Source organism: Streptococcus sp. CL5.50, assembly GCF_049738015.1.
In the GTDB taxonomy this organism is placed as follows: domain Bacteria; phylum Bacillota; class Bacilli; order Lactobacillales; family Streptococcaceae; genus Streptococcus; species Streptococcus mitis_CA.
Genome location: NZ_JBKOTR010000018.1, coordinates 1 through 22,810 on the forward strand (window position 1 = coordinate 1; position 22,810 = coordinate 22,810).

Sequence of the window (22,810 nt, forward strand, 5' to 3'; positions counted from 1 at the left end):
TAAAAATCTTGACAGATAAGCTTAAAAAAGGTAAACTATTTACTGGTTAATTAATTGGTTAAATAACCAGTTGAGAAAAACTGTTTAACCGAGAAAAAGAAGTTAAGAAATAGCTTCATCATTTATTGAAATGAGGGATTTATGAAATTCAATAAAAAATATATAGCAGCTGGATCAGCTGTTATCGTATCCTTGAGTCTTTGCGCTTATGCACTGAACCAGCATCGATCGCAGGAAAACAAGGACAATAATCGTGTCTCTTATGTGGATGGCAGCCAGTCAAGTCAGAAAACTGAAAACCTGACACCAGACCAGGTTAGCCAAAAAGAAGGAATTCAGGCTGAGCAAATTGTCATTAAGATTACAGATCAGGGCTATGTGACGTCACACGGTGACCACTATCATTACTATAATGGTAAAGTTCCTTATGATGCCCTCTTTAGTGAAGAACTTCTGATGAAGGATCCAAACTATCAACTTAAGGACGGAGATATTGTCAATGAGGTCAAGGGTGGCTATATCATCAAGGTCGATGGAAAATATTATGTCTACCTGAAAGATGCAGCTCATGCTGATAATGTTCGAACCAAGGATGAAATCAATCGTCAAAAACAAGAACATGTCAAAGATAATGAGAAGGTCAGCTCAGATGTTGCTGTAGCAAGATCTCAGGGACGCTATACGACAGATGATGGCTATGTCTTTAATCCAGCTGATATTATCGAAGATACGGGTGATGCTTATATCGTTCCTCATGGAGGTCACTATCACTATATTCCAAAAAGTGATTTGTCTTCTAGTGAGTTAGCAGCAGCAAAAGCTCATTTAGCTGGCAAAAATACGCAACCAAGTCAGTTAAGCTATTCTTCAACAGCTAGTGATAATGACACGCAATCTGTAGCACAAGGCTCAACTAGCAAGCCAGCGAATAAAGCTGAAAATCTCCAAAGTCTTTTGAAAGAACTCTATGATTCACCTAGTGACCAACGTTACAGTGAATCAGACGGTCTGGTTTTTGACCCTGCTAAGATTATCAGCCGTACGCCAAATGGAGTTGCGATTCCGCATGGCGATCATTATCACTTTATTCCTTACAGCAAGCTCTCTCCTTTAGAAGAAAAGATTGCTAGAATGGTGCCTATCGGTGGAACTGGTTCTACGGTCTCTACAAATGAAAAACCTCATGGAGTAGCGTCTAGTCTAGGAAGTCTTCCAAGCAGTCCATCTACTTTGAATCATCCTTCCTTGCTTACAAATAAGGCTATCTCTTCAACATCTGATGGTTATATCTTTAATTCTAAAGATATTGTCGAAGAAACTGCTACAGCTTATATTGTAAGACATGGCGATCATTTCCATTACATTCCTAAGGCGAACCAAATTGGTCAACCGACTCTTCCAAACAATGGCCTAACAACACCTTCGCCATCTCTTCCAGTCAATCCTGGTGTTTCACATGAGGAACATGAAGAAGGTGGACACGGCTTTGATGCTAATCGTATTATTGCGGAAGATGAATCAGGATTTATCATGAGTCATGGTGACCACAATCATTACTTCTTCAAGAAGGATTTGACTGCTGATCAAATCAAGGCCGCACAAGACCACTTGAAAGGGGCAAATACAGCAACACCAAATCCAGCTCATGATGATGAACACGATAAAGATAATCACGATCACCATCATGGTGAAGACCATGATCACGGTTTTGATGCTAATCGTGTCATCAGTGAGGATGAGCAAGGCTTTATTATGAGTCATGGTGATCATAACCATTACTTCTTCAAGAAGGATTTGACTGCTGATCAAATCAAGGCAGCGCAAGACCACTTGAAAAGTGCAAATACAGCAACACCAAATCCAGCTCATGATGACGATCACGATGAAGATCATCATGGACACCATCATGATGAAGACCATGATCACGGTTTTGACGCTAATCGTGTCATCAGTGAGGATGAAGCAGGATTTATCATGAGTCACGGCGACCATAATCATTACTTCTTCAAGAAGGATTTGACTGCTGATCAAATCAAGGCAGCGCAAGACCACTTGAAAGGGGCAAATACAGCAACACCAAATCCAGCTCATGATGACGATCACGATGAAGATCATCATGGACACCATCATGATGAAGACCATGATCACGGTTTTGATGCCGATCGTGTCATCAGTGAGGATGAGCAAGGTTTTGTCATGAGTCACGGCGACCATAATCATTACTTTTTCAAGAAAGACTTGACAGCAGACCAAATTAAGGCTGCACAAAACCATTTGAAAACACATCATGATGCAGAGCCTGTAAAACCTCTTGCTAAAACGGTAGAGTCTTTCTCAAGAGATGCTAGCGATGAAGAAAAGATTGCTTATATTTCTAAGACCTACGGTGTTCCACTTGAAGCTATTAGAATCTCAAACGGCTTCTTTGTCTTTGGAAATCCAGACCAAGCCTACGATCCAACTCATATCCACCCATATGCTGTTCGTAAGGAACATGTGCGTCTTCCGCTACAAACTGGCAATCCAGAACTTGATTTCCTAAATGAACTCTATACCACTGCTTTGCGAGATGGTGTGTCTCCTTATAGCTTACAGGTAGAAAATGGTAGTTTTGTGATTCCTCATGGCGACCACAATCACTACATCAAGGTTCAAACTAAGGGCTATGAAGTAGCTTTGAAAAACAAAATTCCAGCCCTCCAATCCAACTACCAACCTGGAGCTTTTGATGAGAAGGCAGTCTTGGCAAAAGTAGACCAACTTCTAGCTGAAAGTCGAAACGTCTATAAAGAAGATCCAATCAAACAAAGACAGATTGAGTTAGCCTTGGGTCAATTTACTGAAAACATGAAGAAATTGGCAACTAACTCTACAGCAGGTTATCTTGCAACACTTGATCTCTTTGATAAGCAATATATCCATATCGATGAAAGTGTCAAACCTGTTGAAACGAGCGCTCTAGATAAGAAATATCAGGCCTTGATTGATAAAATCAACACACTGGATACAGATTCTTATGGACTTCCTAAGAAAGACCTTCTCGTTCGACTTCAAGAAGCTAAGTTGGCTAAAGATGAGGCTGGTTTAGCAGCGGTTGAATCACAACTTCAAGCTCTTCAAGACTTTAATGACCGAACAGGGGTTACAACAGTTGAATACATCAAGTATTTCTACGAACACGTAAATGACGGTCGTTTGAGTGATGAACTTCGAAATAAAGTAGCCCAGTTGACTTGGACCTTGTATCAATCTCAATCCTTCCTTAAGGCAGCAGAATTGAACAAATTATTCCCAAGCATCTATCAGGCAAAACAAGAAGTTGAAGAAGCTTTGAAAGCTCAGCCAACTGCTGCAAAATCAAGTCAAACAGTTCTAGATACTGAAAAAGTCGATAATCAAAGTGCCAAGACAGCTATTTATGGCTTCTTGAAAGAATTGTACGGAGACTTTATGCCTGAAGAGCATGTCAATCATATCAGCAAGGAACAAGTAGAAAGTCTTTTGAGCAAGGCAACTCAACTCTTAGAGCAAATCCAAGAAGAAGGAATCAGACAATCCTTGGCAGAAGAAGTAGAAAATCTCAAAGCTGCTACAAACAAGGCTGATGCAGACTTGGATGAAGTAAATAGTCAGGTGAAAGATGTCTTGACTCGTATCGCCAGCGCCCTTCAACAAGAGAAAGAAAATACTGAGCAAGATCCTCAGACACTTGTACTCTATCAAAAACTTTACGATATTCTTATGTCGCTTCACGCATACTTAGAAAACAATAAGGGTTCTGATGAGGACTTTGATAAGGTGGATGCTCTACTAGATCAACTTTCTGCTAAGAGTAAAGATAAGGCCGCTTTACTTGAATTGACAAAAGCTATTCTAGTCTTGAATCAAGAAATCAAGTCAAAATCAAGCGCAAGTGAAGAAGCAACTCCAGCAACAAATGCCGAAGCAAATGGTGATAAGACAAGTGCTGAGAACCAACCAAACTCAGCTGCAGAATCTAACAGTGAAACTGCTAGCGACGAAAACAAACCGAGCAAGGCAACAGATTCTAAACCTGCTGAATCAGCTTCAGAAAAGGCAACAACAGAATCTACACCAAGTGCTGGAAATCAAGAAAAACCAGCAGAATAAAAAGAAAGGCGAAGTAGCTGAGCTACCTCGTCTTTTTAGTCTTTATAAGCTACGATACCAATGATGGTATCAACTGCACGTTCCATTGTCTGAAGGCTGACGTATTCAAAACGTCCGTGCATATTTTCTCCTCCTGCAAAGATATTAGGAGTTGGGATTCCCATAAAGGAAATCTTAGAGCCGTCTGTCCCTCCACGGATTGGTTCGATTATAGGAGTGATCCCCAAATCTTCCATAACTGCTTTGGCAATGGTAATTGGAGTCATATCTTTTTCAATGACTTCTTTCATATTGTAGTACTGGTCTGTCAAGTTTAGGGTGACACGGTCGCTCCCAAGTTCTTGATTCATCTTATTGGCGATTGACTGCATAGCTGCTTTACGCGCTTCAAAGGCATCTTTTTCAAAATCACGAATGATGTAACTTGCACGCGCCTCTTCGACACTACCTGTCACATCCATAAGATGATAGAAACCTTGGTAGCCTTCAGTTAACTCAGGTCGGTCATTCTCTGGAAGTTGATTGTGAAAATCAATTGCTAGCTGAAGGGCATTGACCATCTGACCTTTGGCGGTACCAGGGTGGACATTTCGTCCTTGGAAATGTAATTCAGCACCAGCTGCTGAGAAAGTCTCGTACTGAAGTTCACCTAGTGGGCCACCATCAACTGTGTAGGCAAAATCCACATCAAAATCTTCTGCATCAAATTTATTGGCACCAACACCAATTTCTTCATCTGGACCAAAGCCAACACGAATCTCACAGTGCTTGATTTCAGGGTGAGCAGTCAGATATTCAATAGCTGTCATAATCTCAGCAATACCTGACTTGTCATCAGCTCCTAGTAAGGTTGTTCCATCTGTTGTGATGAGTGTTTGTCCTGGATATTTCTCAAGACTCTTAAAGTCAGCTGGATCGAGTTTGAAACCAGAATTTCCAAGTTCAATCACACCACCATCGTAGTTTTCAATTATCTGTGGATTGACTCCTTCGGAATTAAAGTCAGCAGTATCCATGTGGGAGATAAAGCCAATCTTACGTGTTAAAGATGGATCATTGGCTGGTAAGATTCCAATTGCAAAACCATTTGGAAGGTAGTAGACGTTTTGCAGTCCAACACGTTTCATTTCTGGAATAAGAACATTTGTAGCAAAATCTACCTGACTCTGCGTACTTGGAGTAGTAGTAGAGTGTTCATCAGAGCGCGTGTTGATCTTAACGTAGGTTAGGAATCGGTCCAAGAGATTGGGATAAGTCATAAAAAACTCCTTTTGAATTCATTTTTTCCATTGTATCATAGAAAAGAGAGAAAAACAAAAGACAGAAGTTAGGGAAATTCGCTATGTTGGCGTTTACTTATTAATGGATAAATGATAAAATAAACTTGATAAAAATATCACAAGGAAGCGATTATGAAAAAAGCAATTTTAATGATGACTTTCGGTTCGCCAGAAGAGATTACCTTTGAAGGTGTGGCTGATTTTTTCACAAATATTCGTCGTGGAGTGAGACCTCAAGACCACGAAATTCAGACTCTCTATGATAATTATGTACGAATTGGCGGCACGCCTCTGCAAAAAATTACCCGAGAAGAGGTTGCCTTGGTAGAAGCTAGGCTGGGGAATGAGTATAGTGTTTATTTTGCTAATAAGTTTTCTAGACCCTTTATCCCAGATGTAATAGGTCAGATGGAAGCAGACGGAATCGAGCAGTGTATTTGCTTGATTTTGGAGCCCCATTATTCTTTTTACTCTGTCATGGGATACGAGAAATTTTTAGAAAGCAAACAAATTAAATTTTTAGTTATCAAGGACTGGTATCAAGAAGAAGCGCTCTTAAACTATTGGGCAGATGAAATTGCTAAGATTTTAAAAGAAGAAGTAAAGCAGGATAGCTTTAAAGTCATCTTTTCAGCCCATAGTGTGCCCATTTTTGCCTTGGATTTTGGTGACCCCTATATCGACCAAATTTTCGAAAATAGCAAGCTAGTCGCTGAAAAACTAGGTTTGAGTTCTGAGCAATATACAAACACTTGGCAAAGTGAGAGTGATATCGGGATTCCATGGATTAAGCCAGATGTTTTGGAATATCTTAGAGAACAAAAAGAACATCCAGACCATTATATTTTTGTTCCTATCAGTTTTATCAGTGAGCACATTGAGGTCTTGTTTGACAATGATGTGGAATGTTATGACTTGTGTCAGGAATTGGGGGTGAACTATCATCGTCCACCAATGCCAAATACAGATTCTCGCTTGATTGATGCCTTGGTTAATACAGTCAGAGCTAATGAACTTCAAGAGTTTAAGGAATTTCTCCCAGAAGAAGAAACCTTTGATGAGTTAGTTCCTTCAGATGAGACTAAAAATATCTTGGCCGAATCTGAAGATTTACAAATGCCTGAATTTGTGAAAAAATTGATTGAGAAAAAAGGTCGGGAAAATGTTAAGATGCCTTATCTCATTAAGAAAATGCTTGAGAAAGCAGGCAAGTTACCGAAAGAGTAATGAAAAAAGGATTTAGCTTTGTGCTAGATCCTTTTAATCGATTATTTTTTCTCAAGGAGAGCTTTGATTTCTTGAAGTACTTCCAACTCAGTTGGACCAGCTGGAGCTTCCTCAGCAGCTTCTTCTTTCTTAGTAAGGCTTTGAGCTTTTTCAATACCTTTGATAAGGAAGAAGAGAACAGTACCGATAACTAGGAAGTTGATAACAGCACTCAAGAATTTACCATATGTAACACCATTCCAAGCAAGCTCAGCGATATTTTGTACTTTCGCAGCTTCCAATGCTGGATTCAAAATAAGTGGAGTGATGATATCGTTAACAAGTGATGTAACGATTGCACCAAAAGCAGAGGCAATGATCACACCGACAGCAAGGTCAACAACATTACCACGAAGCAAAAATGCTTTAAGATCTTTTAACATTTTCATAATTTCCTTTCCATAATTTCAAATTTATCATAACTCAATTACAAATAAATTGCAACATTAATGCTTGGAATTTACCTTGTTTTCTTAAAAATATACAATTTACTAAAAAAATAATTTAACATAATAATACTTATTTGAGCTAATAAAGTCTCAATTCCATTAACTAAATCCAGATTATTGTTAACGAACTGTCCAATGATTTCTGGAAAGCGTGTAACAAAAACAAAAGTTAAGACAAGGTCAAGACCAAAAGTGAAAAGACGTGCTAGAGTAAATTTCACTAAACGGCTTGGCCAATTCTGCCTAGCTTGCTTGAATACAATTGTATCATTTGTAATAAATGCAAACAGAATACCGATAATATTTGCTAGAGCAGTAGCGAGAAGTTCTTTATGGGTTAATTGATAAATGACTAATCGGGATAGAATAGAGACAAGAGTAGTTGCTATTCCAAAAAGGAGATAGGATAAAAGTTCGTTATTAAAAATATAAGTGATTGTTTTTTTCATGCTTTTAGTATAGCATAAAGCAGGCTATTGTGCTATACTAGTAAGGTTGAATAAATCAACCCTTGGTGCTTAGCTTCTTTCACCAAGCATATTACACGCGGACAACCGCCAAAGGAGAAAAGATGAAAAAATTAACTATTCGTGATGTAGCAGATATTGCAATCGTTGCTGCTATCTATGTTGTTTTGACTGTCACACCACCTCTAAATGCCATTAGCTATGGTGCTTATCAGTTCCGTATTTCAGAAATGATGAATTTTATGGCTTTTTACAATCCTAAGTACATCATCGGAGTTACCATCGGTTGTATGATTGCTAATTTCTTTAGCTTCGGACTGCTAGATGTCTTTGTTGGTGGTGGATCAACCTTGGTATTCCTCAGTCTAGGTGTTTGGCTTTTTGCAAAATACAGCAAGGATTATCTCTTTAACGGATTGATTCGAAAAGATCATTTCTTCTTCTCAATCCTCTTTTCAATTTCTATGTTTACTATCGCTGCCGAGTTGAATATCGTAGCGCAATTACCATTTTTCCTTACTTGGTTCACAACAGGAATCGGTGAATTTGCCTCATTAATTATTGGAGCGATTATCATTGGTAAAATTGGTCGTCGAATTGATTTAAGCAAATAGAACTGGACAAGCTAGGTAGCTCTTACCTGGCTTTTTCTTATGGAAAATATCTAAGGAAACTTGACAAGTTTTTCTAACTATAGTATACTTTTTAAGTAAGCTGATTTAGCTCAGTTGGTAGAGCGCATCCATGGTAAGGATGAGGTCGCCGGTTCAATCCCGGCAATTAGCATGAAATAAACAGAAAAGCCCTTGATTAACAAGGGTTTTTGTTATGTCTGCCCCAAATTTTTCAAAGATGTTTCTTATGCACATGTGTAAATAAAATCAAAGAGTTTCGTCTGTTGACAAAAGTGATTCTCTTTAGTAGAATAGTAGATGCGATGAGTCGATAGGTAGTCTTCGGGCTACTATTGAGCATAAGGAGGTCATAACGCAGGAGCGGACCTTGATGAGTTGTGTGAACCTGCTCATCACATGAAGATGCCTCTTAGTCCCTGGTCTAAAGACTGGGGATTTTTATTTTCCAAAATTGATGAAAAAGCTTTGCAATTCATGGAAAAAGTAGTATAATACATCTATTATAGAAATTTTTAGAAAATTCCGAAAGAGGTTATTTATGGGATATACAGTTGCTGTAGTCGGCGCGACAGGTGCTGTCGGAGCTCAGATGATAAAAATGTTGGAAGAATCAACACTTCCAATTGATAAAATTCGTTTACTTGCTTCTGCACGTTCAGCAGGCAAGACTTTGAAATTTAAAGATCAAGATATTACGATTGAAGAAACGACTGAAACAGCTTTTGAAGGAGTTGATATTGCTCTCTTTTCAGCAGGTGGTTCTACATCAGCTAAATATGCACCATACGCAGTTAAAGCTGGAGCGGTAGTAGTAGATAATACATCTTACTTCCGTCAAAATCCAGATGTTCCTTTGGTTGTTCCAGAGGTCAATGCTCACGCACTTGATGCCCACAACGGGATTATTGCTTGCCCTAACTGTTCAACAATCCAAATGATGGTGGCTCTTGAGCCAGTTCGCCAAAAATGGGGCTTGGACCGTATCATTGTTTCAACTTACCAAGCAGTTTCAGGTGCTGGTATGGGAGCAATTCTTGAGACACAACGTGAACTTCGTGAAGTCTTGAATGATGGAGTGAAACCACGTGATTTACATGCCGAAATCTTGCCTTCAGGTGGAGACAAGAAACATTATCCTATCGCCTTCAATGCTCTTCCACAAATCGATGTCTTCACTGACAATGATTACACTTACGAAGAGATGAAGATGACTAAGGAAACTAAGAAAATTATGGAAGATGATAGCATTGCAGTATCTGCAACGTGTGTGCGTATTCCAGTCTTGTCAGCTCACTCTGAGTCTGTTTACATCGAAACAAAAGAAGTGGCTCCAATCGAAGAAGTAAAAGCAGCTATCGCAGCCTTCCCAGGCGCTGTCCTTGAAGATGATGTGGCTCATCAAATCTATCCTCAAGCCATTAATGCAGTGGGTTCACGTGATACCTTTGTTGGTCGTATCCGTAAAGACTTGGATGCAGAAAAAGGAATTCACATGTGGGTTGTTTCAGATAACCTGCTCAAAGGTGCTGCTTGGAACTCAGTTCAGATTGCAGAAACTCTTCATGAACGTGGCTTGGTTCGTCCAACGGCCGAATTGAAATTTGAATTAAAATAGTCATATCGTTTAGGAGTTCAGATGAACTCCTTCTTTGAAATAGAGAGGTGTTTCTCATGTCTTATAAAGATTTAAAAGAGTGTAAAATCATCACAGCCTTTATTACCCCCTTCCATGAGGATGGTTCCATCAATTTTGATGCCATTCCAGCCTTGATTGAGCATTTGTTGGCGCATCATACAGACGGAATTCTCCTTGCAGGGACCACTGCTGAGAGTCCAACCTTGACCCACGATGAAGAGTTGGAACTGTTTGCGGCTGTACAAAAGATTGTCAATGGACGTGTGCCTTTGATTGCGGGTGTGGGTACCAATGATACGCGTGACTCTATTGAGTTTGTCAAAGAAGTCGCGGAATTTGGCGGTTTTGCTGCTGGGCTTGCTATTGTACCTTACTACAACAAACCTTCTCAAGAAGGAATGTATCAGCACTTTAAAGCTATTGCAGATGCTTCTGACCTACCAATTATTATCTATAACATTCCAGGGCGTGTAGTTGTTGAATTGACTCCAGAAACTATGCTTCGTTTGGCTAACCATCCAAATATTATTGGTGTCAAAGAATGTACTAGCTTGGCTAATATGGCTTACTTGATTGAACACAAGCCTGAAGAATTCTTGATTTATACAGGTGAGGATGGAGATGCTTTCCATGCCATGAACCTTGGTGCTGACGGGGTTATTTCTGTTGCATCCCATACAAATGGGGATGAAATGCACGAGATGTTTACTGCCATTGCAGAAAGTGATATGAAGACAGCAGCAGCTATTCAGCGCAAGTTCATTCCTAAGGTTAATGCCCTCTTCTCATATCCAAGTCCTGCTCCAGTTAAAGCTGTTCTTAACTATATGGGATTTGAAGCTGGCCCAACACGCTTACCTCTAGTTCCAGCACCAGAAGAAGATGCCAAACGCATTATCAAAGTCGTCGTTGATGGCGACTACGAAGCAACTAAGGCAACTGTAACAGGTGTCCTAAGACCAGATTACTAAGAATGATTAGAAAATCCATGACCGAATGAACGATCATGGATTTCTTATTTTCCTAAACAGAATTGGCTAAAAAGTTGAGTGATGAGTTCATCAGGAGCAGCATCCCCAGTGATTTCTCCGAGGATTTCCCAAGTACGAGTCAAGTCAACTTGAAGCAAGTCAACTGGCATACCTAGTTCCAGCCCTTCATTAACAGCCTGTAGGCTTTCAACAGCCTTCTCAATCAAGGAAATATGACGGGCATTTGACAAGTAAGTTGCGTCTTGCTCAACCAAACCAGCATTTTCAAAGAAGAGGTTGTTAATACGTTCTTCAATCTTATCAATATTTTGGTTTTTAAGGACTGAAATACGAATAACGTCTTCAGGTAGTTCCGAAGTTTCAATCGCTTCAGGCAGGTCGGTTTTATTAAGAAGAATAATACGGTTTGTATCTTGGCTAATCTCAAGAAGTTGTCGGTCTTGGGCAGTTAAGGGCTCGCTAGCGTTTAGTACTAGCAGAACCAAGTCAGCTTCCTTAAGAGCTTTTTTCGAACGCTCAACACCGATTTGTTCAACGATATCATCCGTTTCACGAATACCAGCTGTGTCAATCAATTTTAGAGGAACACCGTTGATGTTGACGTATTCTTCGATGACATCTCGAGTAGTACCAGCAATATCGGTTACGATTGCCTTGTCCTCACGCAAGAGGTTGTTGAGAAGGCTTGATTTCCCAACGTTGGGACGTCCGATGATAGCTGTTGAAATTCCTTCACGAAGGATTTTACCACGACGGGCTGTTCTAAGAAGCTTAGTTAGCAATTGTTCAAACTCCATAGTCTTATCACGGACAACGGCAGTAGTGGCTTCCTCAACATCGTCATACTCAGGATAATCAATATTAACCTCGACTTGGGCAAGAGTATTGAGGATTTCTTGACGGGTATTATTAATCAGCTCAGAAAGGGAACCGTCTAATTGTTTAACTGCAATGTTCATAGCCTTGTCTGTCTTAGCACGGATGATGTCCATAACGGCCTCAGCCTGCGTCAAATCTACGCGACCGTTTAGGAAGGCACGTTTAGTAAATTCACCAGGTTCAGCCAATCGAGCTCCTTCACGAATCGCTAGTTGTAATATTTCATTAGTGACTGCAATCCCACCATGGGTGTTAATCTCGATAATATCTTCACGAGTGAAGGTTTTTGGAGATTTCATAGCCCCAATCATGACTTCGTCCATGACTTTACCAGTCAGAGGATCAATAATGTGACCGTAGTTGAGAGTGTGGCTGGCAACCTTGTTCAAGTCTTTTCCTTTAAAAATCTTTTGCGCAATAGCAAAACTTTCTGTTCCGCTCAGGCGGACAATACCAATAGCCCCTTCACCTAGTGGAGTAGAGATAGCAGCGATGGTATCAAATTCACGTGTAATCATAATGTTTCCTTTAATAAATAGCTCTTTTCTTGGAAATTTTTCCAAGTATCCTTTCAAATTGTAACAAATTTGAACTATTTCTTCAATGGATGCTACTTGGAGATTGAAAAAGCCTAAGCAATTCTGCTTAAGCTAGATTATTTGGTGCGCATTTCACCTTGAGGGAAGTAAGTTCCTTCTGGCATGTCGTTGATGATGACATGGACAGCAGATTGAGGTGCTCCAGTGTTACGGACAACAGCTTCCGTCACTTCCTTAGCAAGAGCTTTCTTTTGCTCGAGCGTGCGTCCTTCAAATAAATCGATGCGTACAAATGGCATAATAGCTTCCTCCACTAGTTTTGGATTTCTTCTATTTTACCACATTTTGCCGTTTAAAGCTTAAGAAAATTATGATATACTAGAATGTAGCAAAAATTTAGAAATGGACGTGAAGCAAGAAACATGGCACAGTTGTATTATCGTTATGGGACCATGAACTCTGGTAAAACGATTGAGATTCTCAAGGTGGCCTATAACTATGAGGAGCAAGGAAAAGGTGTTGTGATTATGACCTCGGCTCTGGATACGCGTGACGGTGTTGGCTATGTGTCGAGTCGTATTGGCATGAAACGCCCTGCCATTGCGATTGAGGAAACAACTGATATCTTCGGCTATATCCGAGACCTATCAGAAAAACCTTACTGTGTGTTGGTTGATGAAGCCCAGTTTCTCAAGCGTCACCATGTTTACGACCTAGCTCGTGTTGTGGATGAGTTAGACATACCCGTCATGGCTTTTGGTTTGAAAAATGATTTTCGAAATGAGTTGTTCGAAGGTTCCAAGTATCTCTTGCTCTTAGCAGACAAGATTGACGAAATCAAGACCATTTGCCAGTATTGTAAGAAAAAGGCGACTATGGTTTTGCGAACACAGGATGGACTGCCTGTTTACGATGGAGAACAGATCCAGATTGGTGGTAATGAAACCTATATCTCGGTTTGCCGTAAACATTATTTTGCCCCTGAAATCAATAAGGAGAATGAAGAAAAATGAACATCTATGATCAACTACAAGCTGTAGAAGACCGTTATGAAGAATTAGGAGAGTTGCTCAGTGACCCAGATGTGGTCTCTGACACCAAGCGTTTCATGGAGCTTTCAAAAGAGGAAGCTTCATCTCGTGATACGGTAACAGCCTACCGTGAGTATAAGCAAGTCCTTCAAAACATCGTCGATGCTGAAGAAATGATTAAGGAATCAGGCGGAGATGCGGACCTGGAAGAAATGGCCAAGCAAGAGCTCAAAGATGCCAAGGCTGAAAAAGAAGAATACGAAGAAAAACTGAAAATCTTGCTCCTTCCTAAAGATCCAAACGATGATAAGAATATCATCCTTGAAATCCGTGGAGCAGCGGGTGGAGATGAGGCAGCACTTTTCGCTGGAGATTTGCTAACCATGTACCAAAAGTATGCGGAAGCACAAGGCTGGCGCTTTGAAGTTATGGAAGCCTCTATGAATGGTGTCGGTGGTTTCAAAGAAGTGGTTGCCATGGTTTCAGGTCAGTCTGTTTACTCTAAACTCAAGTATGAGTCAGGTGCTCATCGTGTACAACGTGTCCCTGTGACGGAAAGCCAAGGCCGTGTCCACACCTCTACAGCGACAGTTTTGGTTATGCCAGAAGTCGAAGAAGTAGAATATGATATTGATCCAAAAGACCTTCGTGTTGATATCTACCACGCATCTGGTGCTGGTGGACAGAACGTCAATAAGGTTGCGACTGCCGTTCGTATCGTTCACTTGCCAACCAATATCAAGGTTGAGATGCAGGAAGAACGCACCCAGCAGAAGAACCGTGAGAAGGCCATGAAGATTATTCGTGCGCGTGTTGCTGACCACTTTGCTCAGATTGCACAAGACGAACAAGACGCTGAGCGTAAGTCAACGATTGGTACTGGTGACCGTTCAGAACGAATCCGTACTTATAATTTCCCACAAAACCGTGTCACAGACCACCGTATCGGCTTAACCCTCCAAAAACTAGATACGATTTTGTCTGGTAAATTGGATGAAGTTGTGGATGCCTTGGTGCTCTATGACCAAACGCAAAAATTAGAAGAATTAAATAAATAATGAAATTAGCTCCATTATTTTCAGATTTTGAAGAAGAGTTGATAAGACAAGGAGAGGAAGCTGAAAGCCTCTCTTTTGTCTATCGTAGTCTGAAAAATCTATCTTTTACGGACTTTGTTTTTGTCCTCCAGCAGGAAGTGACGGAAGAGGAAGAAGTATTTGTAAAAGGAATTTTCCAACAGTTAGCAGCTCATAAACCGGCACAGTACATCATTGGACAGGCAGATTTTTATGGAATGCAGTTAAAAGTTGATGAGCGAGTATTGATCCCTCGTCCAGAAACAGAGGAGTTGGTGAAGCTTATTCTGGCTGAAAATCCTGAGACGAATCTTTCTGTTCTGGATATTGGAACAGGTAGTGGAGCTATTGCTCTCGCTCTAGCAAAAAATAGTCCAGATTGGTCAGTGACAGCAGCAGATATTTCCCAAGATGCTTTAGATGTAGCTAACGAAAATGCTAAAAAACAAAATCTTCAAATATTTTTAAAAAAATCTGACTGTTTTACAGAAATTTCTGAAAAATATGATATAATTGTTTCCAATCCACCCTATATCTCTCGTGAAGATGTGTCAGAGGTCGGCTTGAATGTTTTGCATTCGGAACCTCATCTAGCTCTCTTTGCAGATGAGGATGGCCTAGCTATTTACCGTAGAATTGCGGAAGATGCAAAAGACTATCTCAAAGATGGTGGTAAGATTTACCTTGAAATTGGATACAAGCAAGGTCAAAGTGTTCCCGAACTTTTTAGGAAACATCTTCCTGAAAAAAGAGTTCGAACACTCAAGGATCAATTTGGTCAAGATAGGATGGTCGTGGTTGATGATGGACAGGATTAGACAAGAGTTGGAAAATGGTGGAGCTGTCGTTCTACCTACAGAGACAGTTTACGGTCTTTTTGCCAAGGCTCTAGACGAAAAAGCAGTTAATCATGTATACCAGATTAAACGTCGTCCCAGAGACAAGGCACTCAATCTCAATATTGCCTCTTTAGAGGATATCTTGCACTTTTCAAAGAATCAGCCAACTTATCTTCAAAAACTTGTCGAGACCTTTTTACCAGGTCCCTTGACCATTATCCTTGAAGCCAATGACCGAGTTCCCTATTGGGTCAATTCTGGTCTTGCAACTGTTGGATTTCGAATGCCTAGTCATCCCATTACCCTTGATTTGATTCGAGAGACGGGGCCCTTGATTGGGCCGTCTGCCAATATTTCAGGTCAGGCAAGTGGAATAACCTTTGAACAAATTCTGAAGGATTTTGACCAAGAGGTTCTGGGTCTAGAAGACGATGCTTTTCTAACTGGACAGGATTCAACTATTTTGGATTTGTCTGGAGACAAGGTGAAAATCTTACGCCAAGGAGCGATTAAGCGAGAAGATATTCTTGCTCGGTTGCCAGAGATTTCTTTTGAGGAGGAATGAGATGCTAAGAGATTTAAGAGAAACTGATGTGAAAGTCATTTGTGAAATTAACCAAGAGGCTTTGGGCTATTCTTTTAGTCCAGAGGACACGTCTAGTCAACTAGCTAGATTATCTCAGGATTCACATCATTTCCTACTTGGCTATGAGGATGCAGCTAGTCATGTCTTACTTGGATATGTCCACGCTGAGGTCTATGAATCACTTTATTCTAAAGCAGGATTTAATATCTTAGCTTTAGCAGTTTCACCTCAAGCACAAGGGCAAGGTATCGGTAAAGGCTTACTGCAAGGGTTGGAGCAAGAAGCAAAAAGACGTGGTTACGGGTTTATCCGCTTAAACTCTGCCGATCATCGTCTGGGAGCTCATGCATTTTATGAAAAAGTTGGATATACTTGTGATAAAGTGCAGAAACGGTTTATTCGCATCTTTTAGTTTAATTTTCTAATAAAAAATTAAACTAATGGACCAGTCACACTATAAAGGAGAAGACCTATGATTTTTGATAAAGATGATTTTAAAGCATATGATGCTGATCTCTGGAATGCTATTGCCAAAGAAGAAGAACGACAACAAAACAACATTGAGTTGATTGCTTCGGAAAACGTAGTTTCCAAGGCTGTTATGGCAGCTCAAGGGTCTATCTTGACGAATAAATACGCCGAAGGCTACCCAGGCCGTCGTTACTATGGTGGAACGGATGTGGTAGACGTGGTAGAAAGTCTAGCTATTGAACGTGCAAAAGAAATTTTCGGCGCTAAATTTGCTAATGTCCAACCACACTCAGGAAGCCAAGCCAACTGTGCGGCTTACATGGCCTTAATTGAGCCAGGTGATACCGTTATGGGGATGGATTTGGCAGCAGGTGGACACTTGACCCACGGAGCTCCAGTTAGCTTCTCAGGTCAAACCTACAACTTTGTTTCTTATAGTGTAGATCCTGAAACGGAACTCTTGGATTTTGATGCTATCTTGAAACAAGCCCAAGAAGTAAAACCAAAATTGATCGTAGCAGGTGCTTCAGCCTATTCTCAAATTATCGACTTTTCAAAATTCCGTGAAATTGCGGACGCCGTTGGGGCTAAGCTCATGGTAGATATGGCTCATATCGCTGGTTTGGTTGCTGCTGGTCTTCACCCAAGTCCAGTACCATACGCTCACATCACGACAACAACGACTCACAAAACCCTTCGTGGACCTCGTGGTGGTTTGATTTTGACCAATGACGAAGAACTTGCTAAGAAAATCAATTCAGCTATTTTCCCAGGTATTCAGGGCGGTCCTTTGGAGCATGTTGTTGCTGCTAAGGCAGTTTCCTTCAAAGAAGTTTTGGATCCAGCCTTCAAGGAATATGCTGCCAATGTTATCAAAAACAGCAAGGCTATGGTAGAAGTCTTCTTGCAAGATCCTGATTTCCGTATCATTTCTGGTGGGACTGAAAACCACCTCTTCCTAGTTGATGTGACTAAAGTTGTAGAAAACGGAAAAGTTGCTCAAAACTTGCTGGATGAAGTCAATATTACCCTAAATAAAAACTCAATCCCTTACGAAACCTTGTCACCATTTAAGACAAGTGGAATTCGTATCGGATCTGCAGCCATTACTGCACGTGGATTTGGTGAAGAAGAAAGTCGCAAAGTGGCTGAACTCATCATTAAAGCCCTTAAGAATGCAGAAAATGAGGCTGTCTTAGAAGAAGTGAGAAGTGCAGTCAAAGGATTGACAGATGCCTTCCCATTATACGAGGACTAAAACTTTTATGGACATTTATATTAAGAAAGCCATTATCCATCAGTTCAGCCCGGATGATACCGAGCTGTTCCTAGCGGATAAGTTTCTCAATATTACTCCAAAAATCGAAGAATACTTGCGTAAAAAAATTGAACGTGTGTATTCAGATGAAGCCAAGACTGGGATTTTCGAAGAAGAAAATCCCTTCTTCAATCACATCACTGACGATTTGTTGGAGACATCAGTCACACTGGCTAATCTCTGGAAAGAAGAGTTCAGTATTTCTGAAAATCTCAAGACCAATGACTTGATTTTTGTGCAATTTTCTAAAGAAGGCGTGGAACATTTCGCTTTCTTGCGAATTGCCCTGCGTGAGACCCTGACCCACCTCGGAGGAGAGGTTGATAATCCAATCAAGCTGACTCAGAATAACCTGCCTGGATTTGGAACGGGTGCTGATGAGGCCTTGGTGGTCAATCTTCAGAGTCGCAAGTACCATCTCATTGAAAAACGCATCAAGTACAATGGGACTTTCTTGAACTATTTTTCAGACAAACTTCTTGCCGTTTCCCCTAAGATTTCTCCCAAGAAATCTATCAAGGAACTGGAAAAAACGGCACAGCGAATTGCTGAGACTTTTAACACAGATGATTTTCAATTTCAATCTAAGGTCAAATCAGCGATTTTCAACAACCTAGAAGAAAGCAATGAATTGTCGCCTGAAAAATTGGCCAACGACCTTTTTGACAATAATCTGACGGCTCGTTTGAGCTTTATTGACCAAGTCAAAGAAGCCGTACCAGAACCAGTTCAATTTGATGAAATTGATGCCAGTCGTCAGCTTAAAAAATTTGAAAACCAAAAACTCTCCTTGTCAAATGGAATTGAGCTCATCGTTCCCAATAACGTCTATCAAGACGCCGAGTCTGTTGAGTTTATCCAAAACGACAATGGAACCTACTCTATCTTAATCAAAAATATCGAGGATATCCAAAGTAAATAATGTTTAAACGAATTCGAAGAGTGCTTGTACTAGCAGTCTTCCTTTTTGCTGGCTATAAAGCTTACCGCGTTCACCAAGATGTCAAGCAAGTCATGACCTATCAACCCATGGTGCGAGAAATCTTGAGTGAAAAAGACACCCCAGCAAACGAAGAGCTTGTGCTCGCTATGATTTATACTGAAACAAAAGGAAAAGAAGGCGATGTCATGCAGTCTAGTGAGTCTGCAAGTGGTTCAACCAATACCATCAATGATAATGCCTCTAGCATTCGGCAAGGCGTTCAAACTCTGACAGATAATCTCTATCTGGCCCAGAAGAAGGGGGTAGATGTCTGGACGGCTGTTCAAGCCTATAATTTTGGACCTGCCTATATCGATTTTATCGCCCAAAATGGTAAGGAAAACACCCTAGCACTGGCCAAACAGTACTCTCGTGATACTGTTGCTCCCTTGCTTGGTAACACCACTGGAAAGATTTATAGTTATATTCATCCCATTTCCATTTTTCATGGAGCCGAACTCTATGTAAATGGAGGAAACTATTATTATTCTAGACAGGTGCAACTCAACCTTTACATCATCAAATGTTTTACTCTCTTTTCGACATCTGGCTAGTCCAGGTGTTTTTGTTATAAGTTTTCTTTAAGATAGATATATTACTCTAGAAAGGTAAAGGAGGGAATTCCCTATGAGAAAGAAACTCTTTCTGACCAGTGCTGCGGTCTTGTGGGCAGTAACAGCTATGAATAGTGTCCATGCAGCAACAGATGTTCAAAAAGTCATCGATGAAACCTATGTTCAACCTGAATATGTCCTAGGTTCATCATTGTCTGAAGATCAAAAAAATCAAACTCTAAAAAAACTAGGCTACAATGCCTCAACAGACACCAAAGAACTCAAGACCATGACACCTGATGTCTATTCTAAGATTATGAATGTTGCCAATGACTCTAGTTTACAATTGTATTCATCAGCCAAGATTCAAAAACTAGGTGACAAGTCGCCACTTGAGGTCAAGATTGAAACACCAGAAAACATCACTAAGGTGACTCAGGATATGTACCGAAATGCAGCAGTAACGCTGGGAGTGGAACATGCAAAAATCACTGTTGCAGCACCTATTCCAGTTACAGGTGAGAGTGCCTTAGCAGGAATTTATTATTCGCTAGAAGCTAATGGAGCCAAGGTGCCACAAGCCAATAAAGATTTGGCTCAAGAAGAGCTAAAGGCTTTGTCAGATATCAATGCTGAAAATAAGGACAAATCAGGCTATGATGCTAATAAATTAAACGTTGCCCTAGCCGATATCAAGTCAGGACTCGCCAAAGCTAAAGAAAGCAAGGGAAATCTGACAGAGGAAGATGTCCGTAAAATTGTTGAAGATACCTTAAAAAATTACAAACTTGATCAGGTTATAACAGGAAACCAGATCAATATCATCATCAATTTTGCTTTGAATCTCTCAAAGAGTGATATCCTCAGCAATACAGACTTCACTAAAACTCTAAATGACCTTAAACAAAGCATTGTTTCACAAGCTGGCGACAGTTTTAAAAATATCAACCTTAACTTTGATGCTGATAAGGCGCTAGAGGACGGCGGTAATTTCCTAAGCTCCCTCTGGCAAGCCATTGTCAACTTCTTCAAGAGTTTTGGTTCTTAAGAAATTTCATGGTATAATAGATGGTAACCGTAACGTTGCCGTCTTTTTTGTCGGCCAATAGAAAGAGAAGAGAATGTTAAAGAAAAATGATATTGTAGAAGTTGAAATTGTTGACTTGACCCACGAAGGAGCCGGTGTTGCCAAGGTGGATGGTTTGGTATTTTTTGTTGAGAATGCTTTACCGAGTGAAAAAATTCTCATGCGAGTTCTCAAGGTCAATAAAAAGATTGGTTTTGGAAAAGTAGAAGAATACCTTGTCCAATCACCACACCGTAATCAAGATCTAGATTTGGCTTACCTGCGTTCAGGAATCGCGGATTTAGGTCATCTTGCCTATCCAGAACAGCTTAAGTTTAAAACCAAGCAAGTCAAAGACAGTCTTTACAAGATTGCTGGGATTGCTGATATAGAGGTTACTGAAACTTTAGGTATGGAAAATCCAGTTAAGTACCGTAACAAAGCACAGGTCCCTGTCCGTAGAGTGAATGGTATCTTGGAAACAGGATTTTTCCGTAAGAATTCCCACGACCTCATGCCACTGGAAGATTTCTTCATCCAAGATCCTGTGATTGACGAGGTAGTAGTAGCCCTACGCGACTTGCTCCGTCGTTATGATTTAAAACCTTATGATGAAAAGGAACAATCTGGCTTGATTCGTAATCTTGTGGTACGTAGAGGTCACTACTCAGGACAAATCATGGTCATTTTGGTGACAACTCGTCCGAAGATTTTCCGAGTGGAGCAATTGATTGAACAACTAATCAAGCAGTTCCCAGAGATTGTGTCTGTTATGCAAAATATTAATGACCAGAACACTAATGCTATTTTTGGTAAGGAATGGCGTACGCTTTATGGTCAAGACTATATTACCGACCAAATGTTGGGAAATGACTACCAAATCGCTGGTCCCGCTTTTTACCAAGTCAATACTGAAATGGCTGAGAAACTCTATCAGACAGCCATTGACTTTGCTGAATTAAAAGAAGATGATGTGGTCATTGATGCCTATTCTGGTATCGGAACGATTGGTCTTTCTGTTGCGAAACATGTCAAGGAAGTCTATGGTGTTGAGGTAATTCCAGAAGCGGTTGAGAATAGCAAGAAAAATGCCCAACTGAACCATATTTCAAACGCCCACTATGTCTGTGATACAGCCGAAAATGCCATGAAGAATTGGCTCAAGGAAGGAATTCAACCAAGTCTTATCCTAGTGGACCCACCAAGAAAAGGACTCACCGAGAGCTTTATCAAAGCTAGTACCCAAACAGGAGCTGACCGCATCGCCTATATCTCTTGTAATGTCGCAACCATGGCGCGTGATATCAAACTCTACCGAGAATTGGGATACGAGTTGAATAAAGTACAGCCGGTTGATCTTTTTCCTCAAACGCATCACGTGGAGTGTGTAGTGTTGCTACAACGAAAAAAAGGGTGAAAATCCTTGATTTTAAGCTATTTTACAAGCATTTTGTCTTTGTAGATAAAGGCAATTTTGACGTCAAAAAAGTCCTAAAAAGGCACATAGATGTATATGTATTTGTAGATGTCGTTTGCGCATCGGAAAAATGAATACAACAATAAATATTTATCTAAAGAGAGAACAATTGTATATTGTTCTCCTTTTTTTATTTTCAGGAGGGAAAATGACAAAAGAATTACAATCATCACGCTATATTGTCATTTCATTTTTAGTACGTGAAATGGGAATTGATATTGTTGAAGCCATCTCTCTTATGGCTGAATTGGAAAAAAGTGGCTTGGTTCGATTGGAATCAAGTGGAGATTTAATACTCAAAGAACTTGGAGGAGCGCTATGAAACGAATTACCGCAAATCAATACCAAACTTCAGAACGGTATTATAAATTACCTAAAATTCTTTTTGAGGATGAGAAATATATGGATATGAAATTAGAAGTAAAGGTGGCTTATTCTATTTTAAAAGATCGTTTAGAATTATCTCTTAGTCGTGGTTGGATAGATGAAGAAGGGGCGGTTTATTTAGTATTTTCTAATTCTAAACTGATGAGGCTGTTAGGTTGTTCGAAGTCAAAACTACTATCAATCAAAAAAAATCTTAAAGAATATGACTTAATTGATGAAGTTCAACAGTCTTCAAGTGAGAAAGGAAGACTAGCTAATAAGATTTATTTAGGGGAGTTGTCTTCTACCCCAGTAGGTAATTCAAACAGGCCTAGTGTTAAAAAAAGACTAGGGCAGGTTGAAAATGAAACGGCCCCCGTCTCACATTCAGCCCCTAGTGAGACTGAAGTTATTGAGACTAAATATAGTGAGACTGATTCTTTATTTATTGAGGATGAGGAAGAAAGGAATACTCAACCTATCTTGAGAAGAAAAGTAGAAAAGGTCACAAAATATGATCGAGATTATATTTGGGGATTGGTACAAGATCAATTTAGACGAGAAGGTTTTTCTGAAACAGCCAGTGATATAGCTATGACTGATTTTGAAAGAATCTATCAGTATGCTCTTGACAATGTTCGCTTTGTTAGACGAGCGGAAGTTTTGGCTGAATTTGTGTTTAACGGCTTGTATTCTGTTTGGAATAACCGTGTTAGAAAAGGAGGTGGTTAAAATGTCGCCAATCGAGTGGGTATTAGTTATGCTCATTG

The 22,810-nt window shown here is 40.1% G+C and carries 22 protein-coding genes, 1 tRNA gene and 1 riboswitch; of the genes, 18 read left to right on the plus strand and 5 right to left on the minus strand.

Annotated elements, in window-relative coordinates:
* Positions 1 to 141: 141 nt before the first annotated feature.
* Entirely contained in the window at positions 142 to 4,131 is a 3,990-nt protein-coding gene (locus tag ACLNCV_RS09120; protein WP_424845119.1) for a pneumococcal-type histidine triad protein, read from the plus strand.
* Between the two features lie 35 nt (positions 4,132 to 4,166).
* Here ACLNCV_RS09120 and pepT read toward each other — a convergent pair whose 3' ends face one another.
* Positions 4,167 to 5,390, minus strand: coding sequence for a peptidase T (gene pepT, locus ACLNCV_RS09125; RefSeq protein WP_424845120.1), 1,224 nt, complete (start codon positions 5,388 to 5,390; stop codon positions 4,167 to 4,169).
* 153 nt (positions 5,391 to 5,543) lie between these two features.
* On the opposite strand from pepT, the gene hemH reads away from it, so the two are divergent.
* Positions 5,544 to 6,638, plus strand: a complete 1,095-nt coding sequence (hemH, locus tag ACLNCV_RS09130; protein WP_424845121.1) for a ferrochelatase — start codon at positions 5,544 to 5,546, stop codon at positions 6,636 to 6,638.
* Positions 6,639 to 6,679: 41 nt separating this feature from the next.
* On the opposite strand, the gene mscL is transcribed toward hemH, so the two are convergent.
* Both mscL and ACLNCV_RS09140 read right to left on the minus strand, forming a co-directional pair.
* A complete protein-coding gene (gene mscL, locus ACLNCV_RS09135) occupies positions 6,680 to 7,060 on the minus strand; it encodes a large conductance mechanosensitive channel protein MscL (RefSeq protein ID WP_025171919.1) in 381 nt (126 codons plus the stop codon).
* Between the two features lie 77 nt (positions 7,061 to 7,137).
* Positions 7,138 to 7,575: a GtrA family protein gene (locus tag ACLNCV_RS09140; RefSeq protein ID WP_424845122.1), complete on the minus strand. Its 438-nt coding sequence runs from the start codon at positions 7,573 to 7,575 to the stop codon at positions 7,138 to 7,140.
* A gap of 28 nt (positions 7,576 to 7,603) precedes the next feature.
* Positions 7,604 to 7,700, plus strand: a riboswitch (PreQ1 riboswitch).
* Between ACLNCV_RS09140 and ACLNCV_RS09145 the strand changes: the two genes are divergently transcribed.
* The 4 genes from ACLNCV_RS09145 (at position 7,698) to dapA (ending at position 10,835) form a co-directional block, all read left to right on the plus strand.
* Positions 7,698 to 8,207, plus strand: coding sequence for a QueT transporter family protein (locus ACLNCV_RS09145; RefSeq protein ID WP_000737072.1), 510 nt, complete (start codon positions 7,698 to 7,700; stop codon positions 8,205 to 8,207). Its footprint overlaps the riboswitch before it by 3 nt.
* 99 nt (positions 8,208 to 8,306) lie before the next feature.
* Positions 8,307 to 8,379: transfer RNA gene (locus ACLNCV_RS09150), tRNA-Thr, on the plus strand.
* A gap of 387 nt (positions 8,380 to 8,766) precedes the next feature.
* Entirely contained in the window at positions 8,767 to 9,843 is a 1,077-nt protein-coding gene (locus tag ACLNCV_RS09155) for an aspartate-semialdehyde dehydrogenase (RefSeq protein ID WP_000542462.1), read from the plus strand.
* Positions 9,844 to 9,899: 56 nt separating this feature from the next.
* A complete protein-coding gene (gene dapA / locus ACLNCV_RS09160) occupies positions 9,900 to 10,835 on the plus strand; it encodes a 4-hydroxy-tetrahydrodipicolinate synthase (protein WP_153199081.1) in 936 nt (311 codons plus the stop codon).
* Between the two features lie 44 nt (positions 10,836 to 10,879).
* Here dapA and mnmE read toward each other — a convergent pair whose 3' ends face one another.
* Positions 10,880 to 12,253: a tRNA uridine-5-carboxymethylaminomethyl(34) synthesis GTPase MnmE gene (gene mnmE, locus ACLNCV_RS09165; protein WP_424845123.1), complete on the minus strand. Its 1,374-nt coding sequence runs from the start codon at positions 12,251 to 12,253 to the stop codon at positions 10,880 to 10,882.
* Between the two features lie 137 nt (positions 12,254 to 12,390).
* Positions 12,391 to 12,573 carry a 4-oxalocrotonate tautomerase gene (locus tag ACLNCV_RS09170; protein WP_001117401.1) on the minus strand — a complete coding sequence of 61 codons (183 nt, stop codon included), beginning with the start codon at positions 12,571 to 12,573 and terminating at the stop codon, positions 12,391 to 12,393.
* Between the two features lie 123 nt (positions 12,574 to 12,696).
* Between ACLNCV_RS09170 and ACLNCV_RS09175 the strand changes: the two genes are divergently transcribed.
* The 12 genes from ACLNCV_RS09175 to ACLNCV_RS09230 all read left to right on the plus strand — a co-directional run bounded on the left by ACLNCV_RS09175 (position 12,697) and on the right by ACLNCV_RS09230 (position 22,772).
* Positions 12,697 to 13,287 carry a thymidine kinase gene (locus ACLNCV_RS09175; protein ID WP_020902848.1) on the plus strand — a complete coding sequence of 197 codons (591 nt, stop codon included), beginning with the start codon at positions 12,697 to 12,699 and terminating at the stop codon, positions 13,285 to 13,287.
* Entirely contained in the window at positions 13,284 to 14,363 is a 1,080-nt protein-coding gene (gene prfA, locus ACLNCV_RS09180; protein WP_001028807.1) for a peptide chain release factor 1, read from the plus strand. Before ACLNCV_RS09175 ends, prfA begins: the two co-directional genes overlap by 4 nt.
* Positions 14,363 to 15,199, plus strand: coding sequence for a peptide chain release factor N(5)-glutamine methyltransferase (prmC, locus tag ACLNCV_RS09185; RefSeq protein WP_424845124.1), 837 nt, complete (start codon positions 14,363 to 14,365; stop codon positions 15,197 to 15,199). The genes prfA and prmC overlap by 1 nt, the downstream gene beginning before the upstream one ends.
* Positions 15,183 to 15,785, plus strand: a complete 603-nt coding sequence (locus ACLNCV_RS09190) for an L-threonylcarbamoyladenylate synthase (protein WP_424845125.1) — start codon at positions 15,183 to 15,185, stop codon at positions 15,783 to 15,785. Before prmC ends, ACLNCV_RS09190 begins: the two co-directional genes overlap by 17 nt.
* 1 nt (position 15,786) lies before the next feature.
* Entirely contained in the window at positions 15,787 to 16,218 is a 432-nt protein-coding gene (locus ACLNCV_RS09195) for a GNAT family N-acetyltransferase (protein ID WP_424845126.1), read from the plus strand.
* 60 nt (positions 16,219 to 16,278) lie between these two features.
* Entirely contained in the window at positions 16,279 to 17,535 is a 1,257-nt protein-coding gene (glyA, locus tag ACLNCV_RS09200) for a serine hydroxymethyltransferase (protein ID WP_424845127.1), read from the plus strand.
* Positions 17,536 to 17,542: 7 nt separating this feature from the next.
* Complete coding sequence (locus ACLNCV_RS09205; RefSeq protein WP_424845128.1) at positions 17,543 to 18,517, plus strand: nucleoid-associated protein; 975 nt, start codon at positions 17,543 to 17,545, stop codon at positions 18,515 to 18,517.
* Positions 18,517 to 19,131, plus strand: a complete 615-nt coding sequence (gene pmp23 / locus ACLNCV_RS09210) for a cell wall hydrolase Pmp23 (RefSeq protein WP_424845129.1) — start codon at positions 18,517 to 18,519, stop codon at positions 19,129 to 19,131. The genes ACLNCV_RS09205 and pmp23 overlap by 1 nt, the downstream gene beginning before the upstream one ends.
* 73 nt (positions 19,132 to 19,204) lie before the next feature.
* Entirely contained in the window at positions 19,205 to 20,179 is a 975-nt protein-coding gene (locus ACLNCV_RS09215) for a DUF1002 domain-containing protein (protein WP_261020240.1), read from the plus strand.
* 73 nt (positions 20,180 to 20,252) lie between these two features.
* Complete coding sequence (gene rlmD, locus ACLNCV_RS09220) at positions 20,253 to 21,614, plus strand: 23S rRNA (uracil(1939)-C(5))-methyltransferase RlmD (protein WP_424845130.1); 1,362 nt, start codon at positions 20,253 to 20,255, stop codon at positions 21,612 to 21,614.
* Between the two features lie 208 nt (positions 21,615 to 21,822).
* Positions 21,823 to 21,996, plus strand: a complete 174-nt coding sequence (locus ACLNCV_RS09225; RefSeq protein WP_000159607.1) for a hypothetical protein — start codon at positions 21,823 to 21,825, stop codon at positions 21,994 to 21,996.
* On the plus strand, positions 21,993 to 22,772 hold the full coding sequence (locus tag ACLNCV_RS09230; RefSeq protein WP_125417126.1) for a replication initiator protein A: 780 nt from the start codon (positions 21,993 to 21,995) through the stop codon (positions 22,770 to 22,772). The genes ACLNCV_RS09225 and ACLNCV_RS09230 overlap by 4 nt, the downstream gene beginning before the upstream one ends.
* Positions 22,773 to 22,810: the final 38 nt, after the last annotated feature.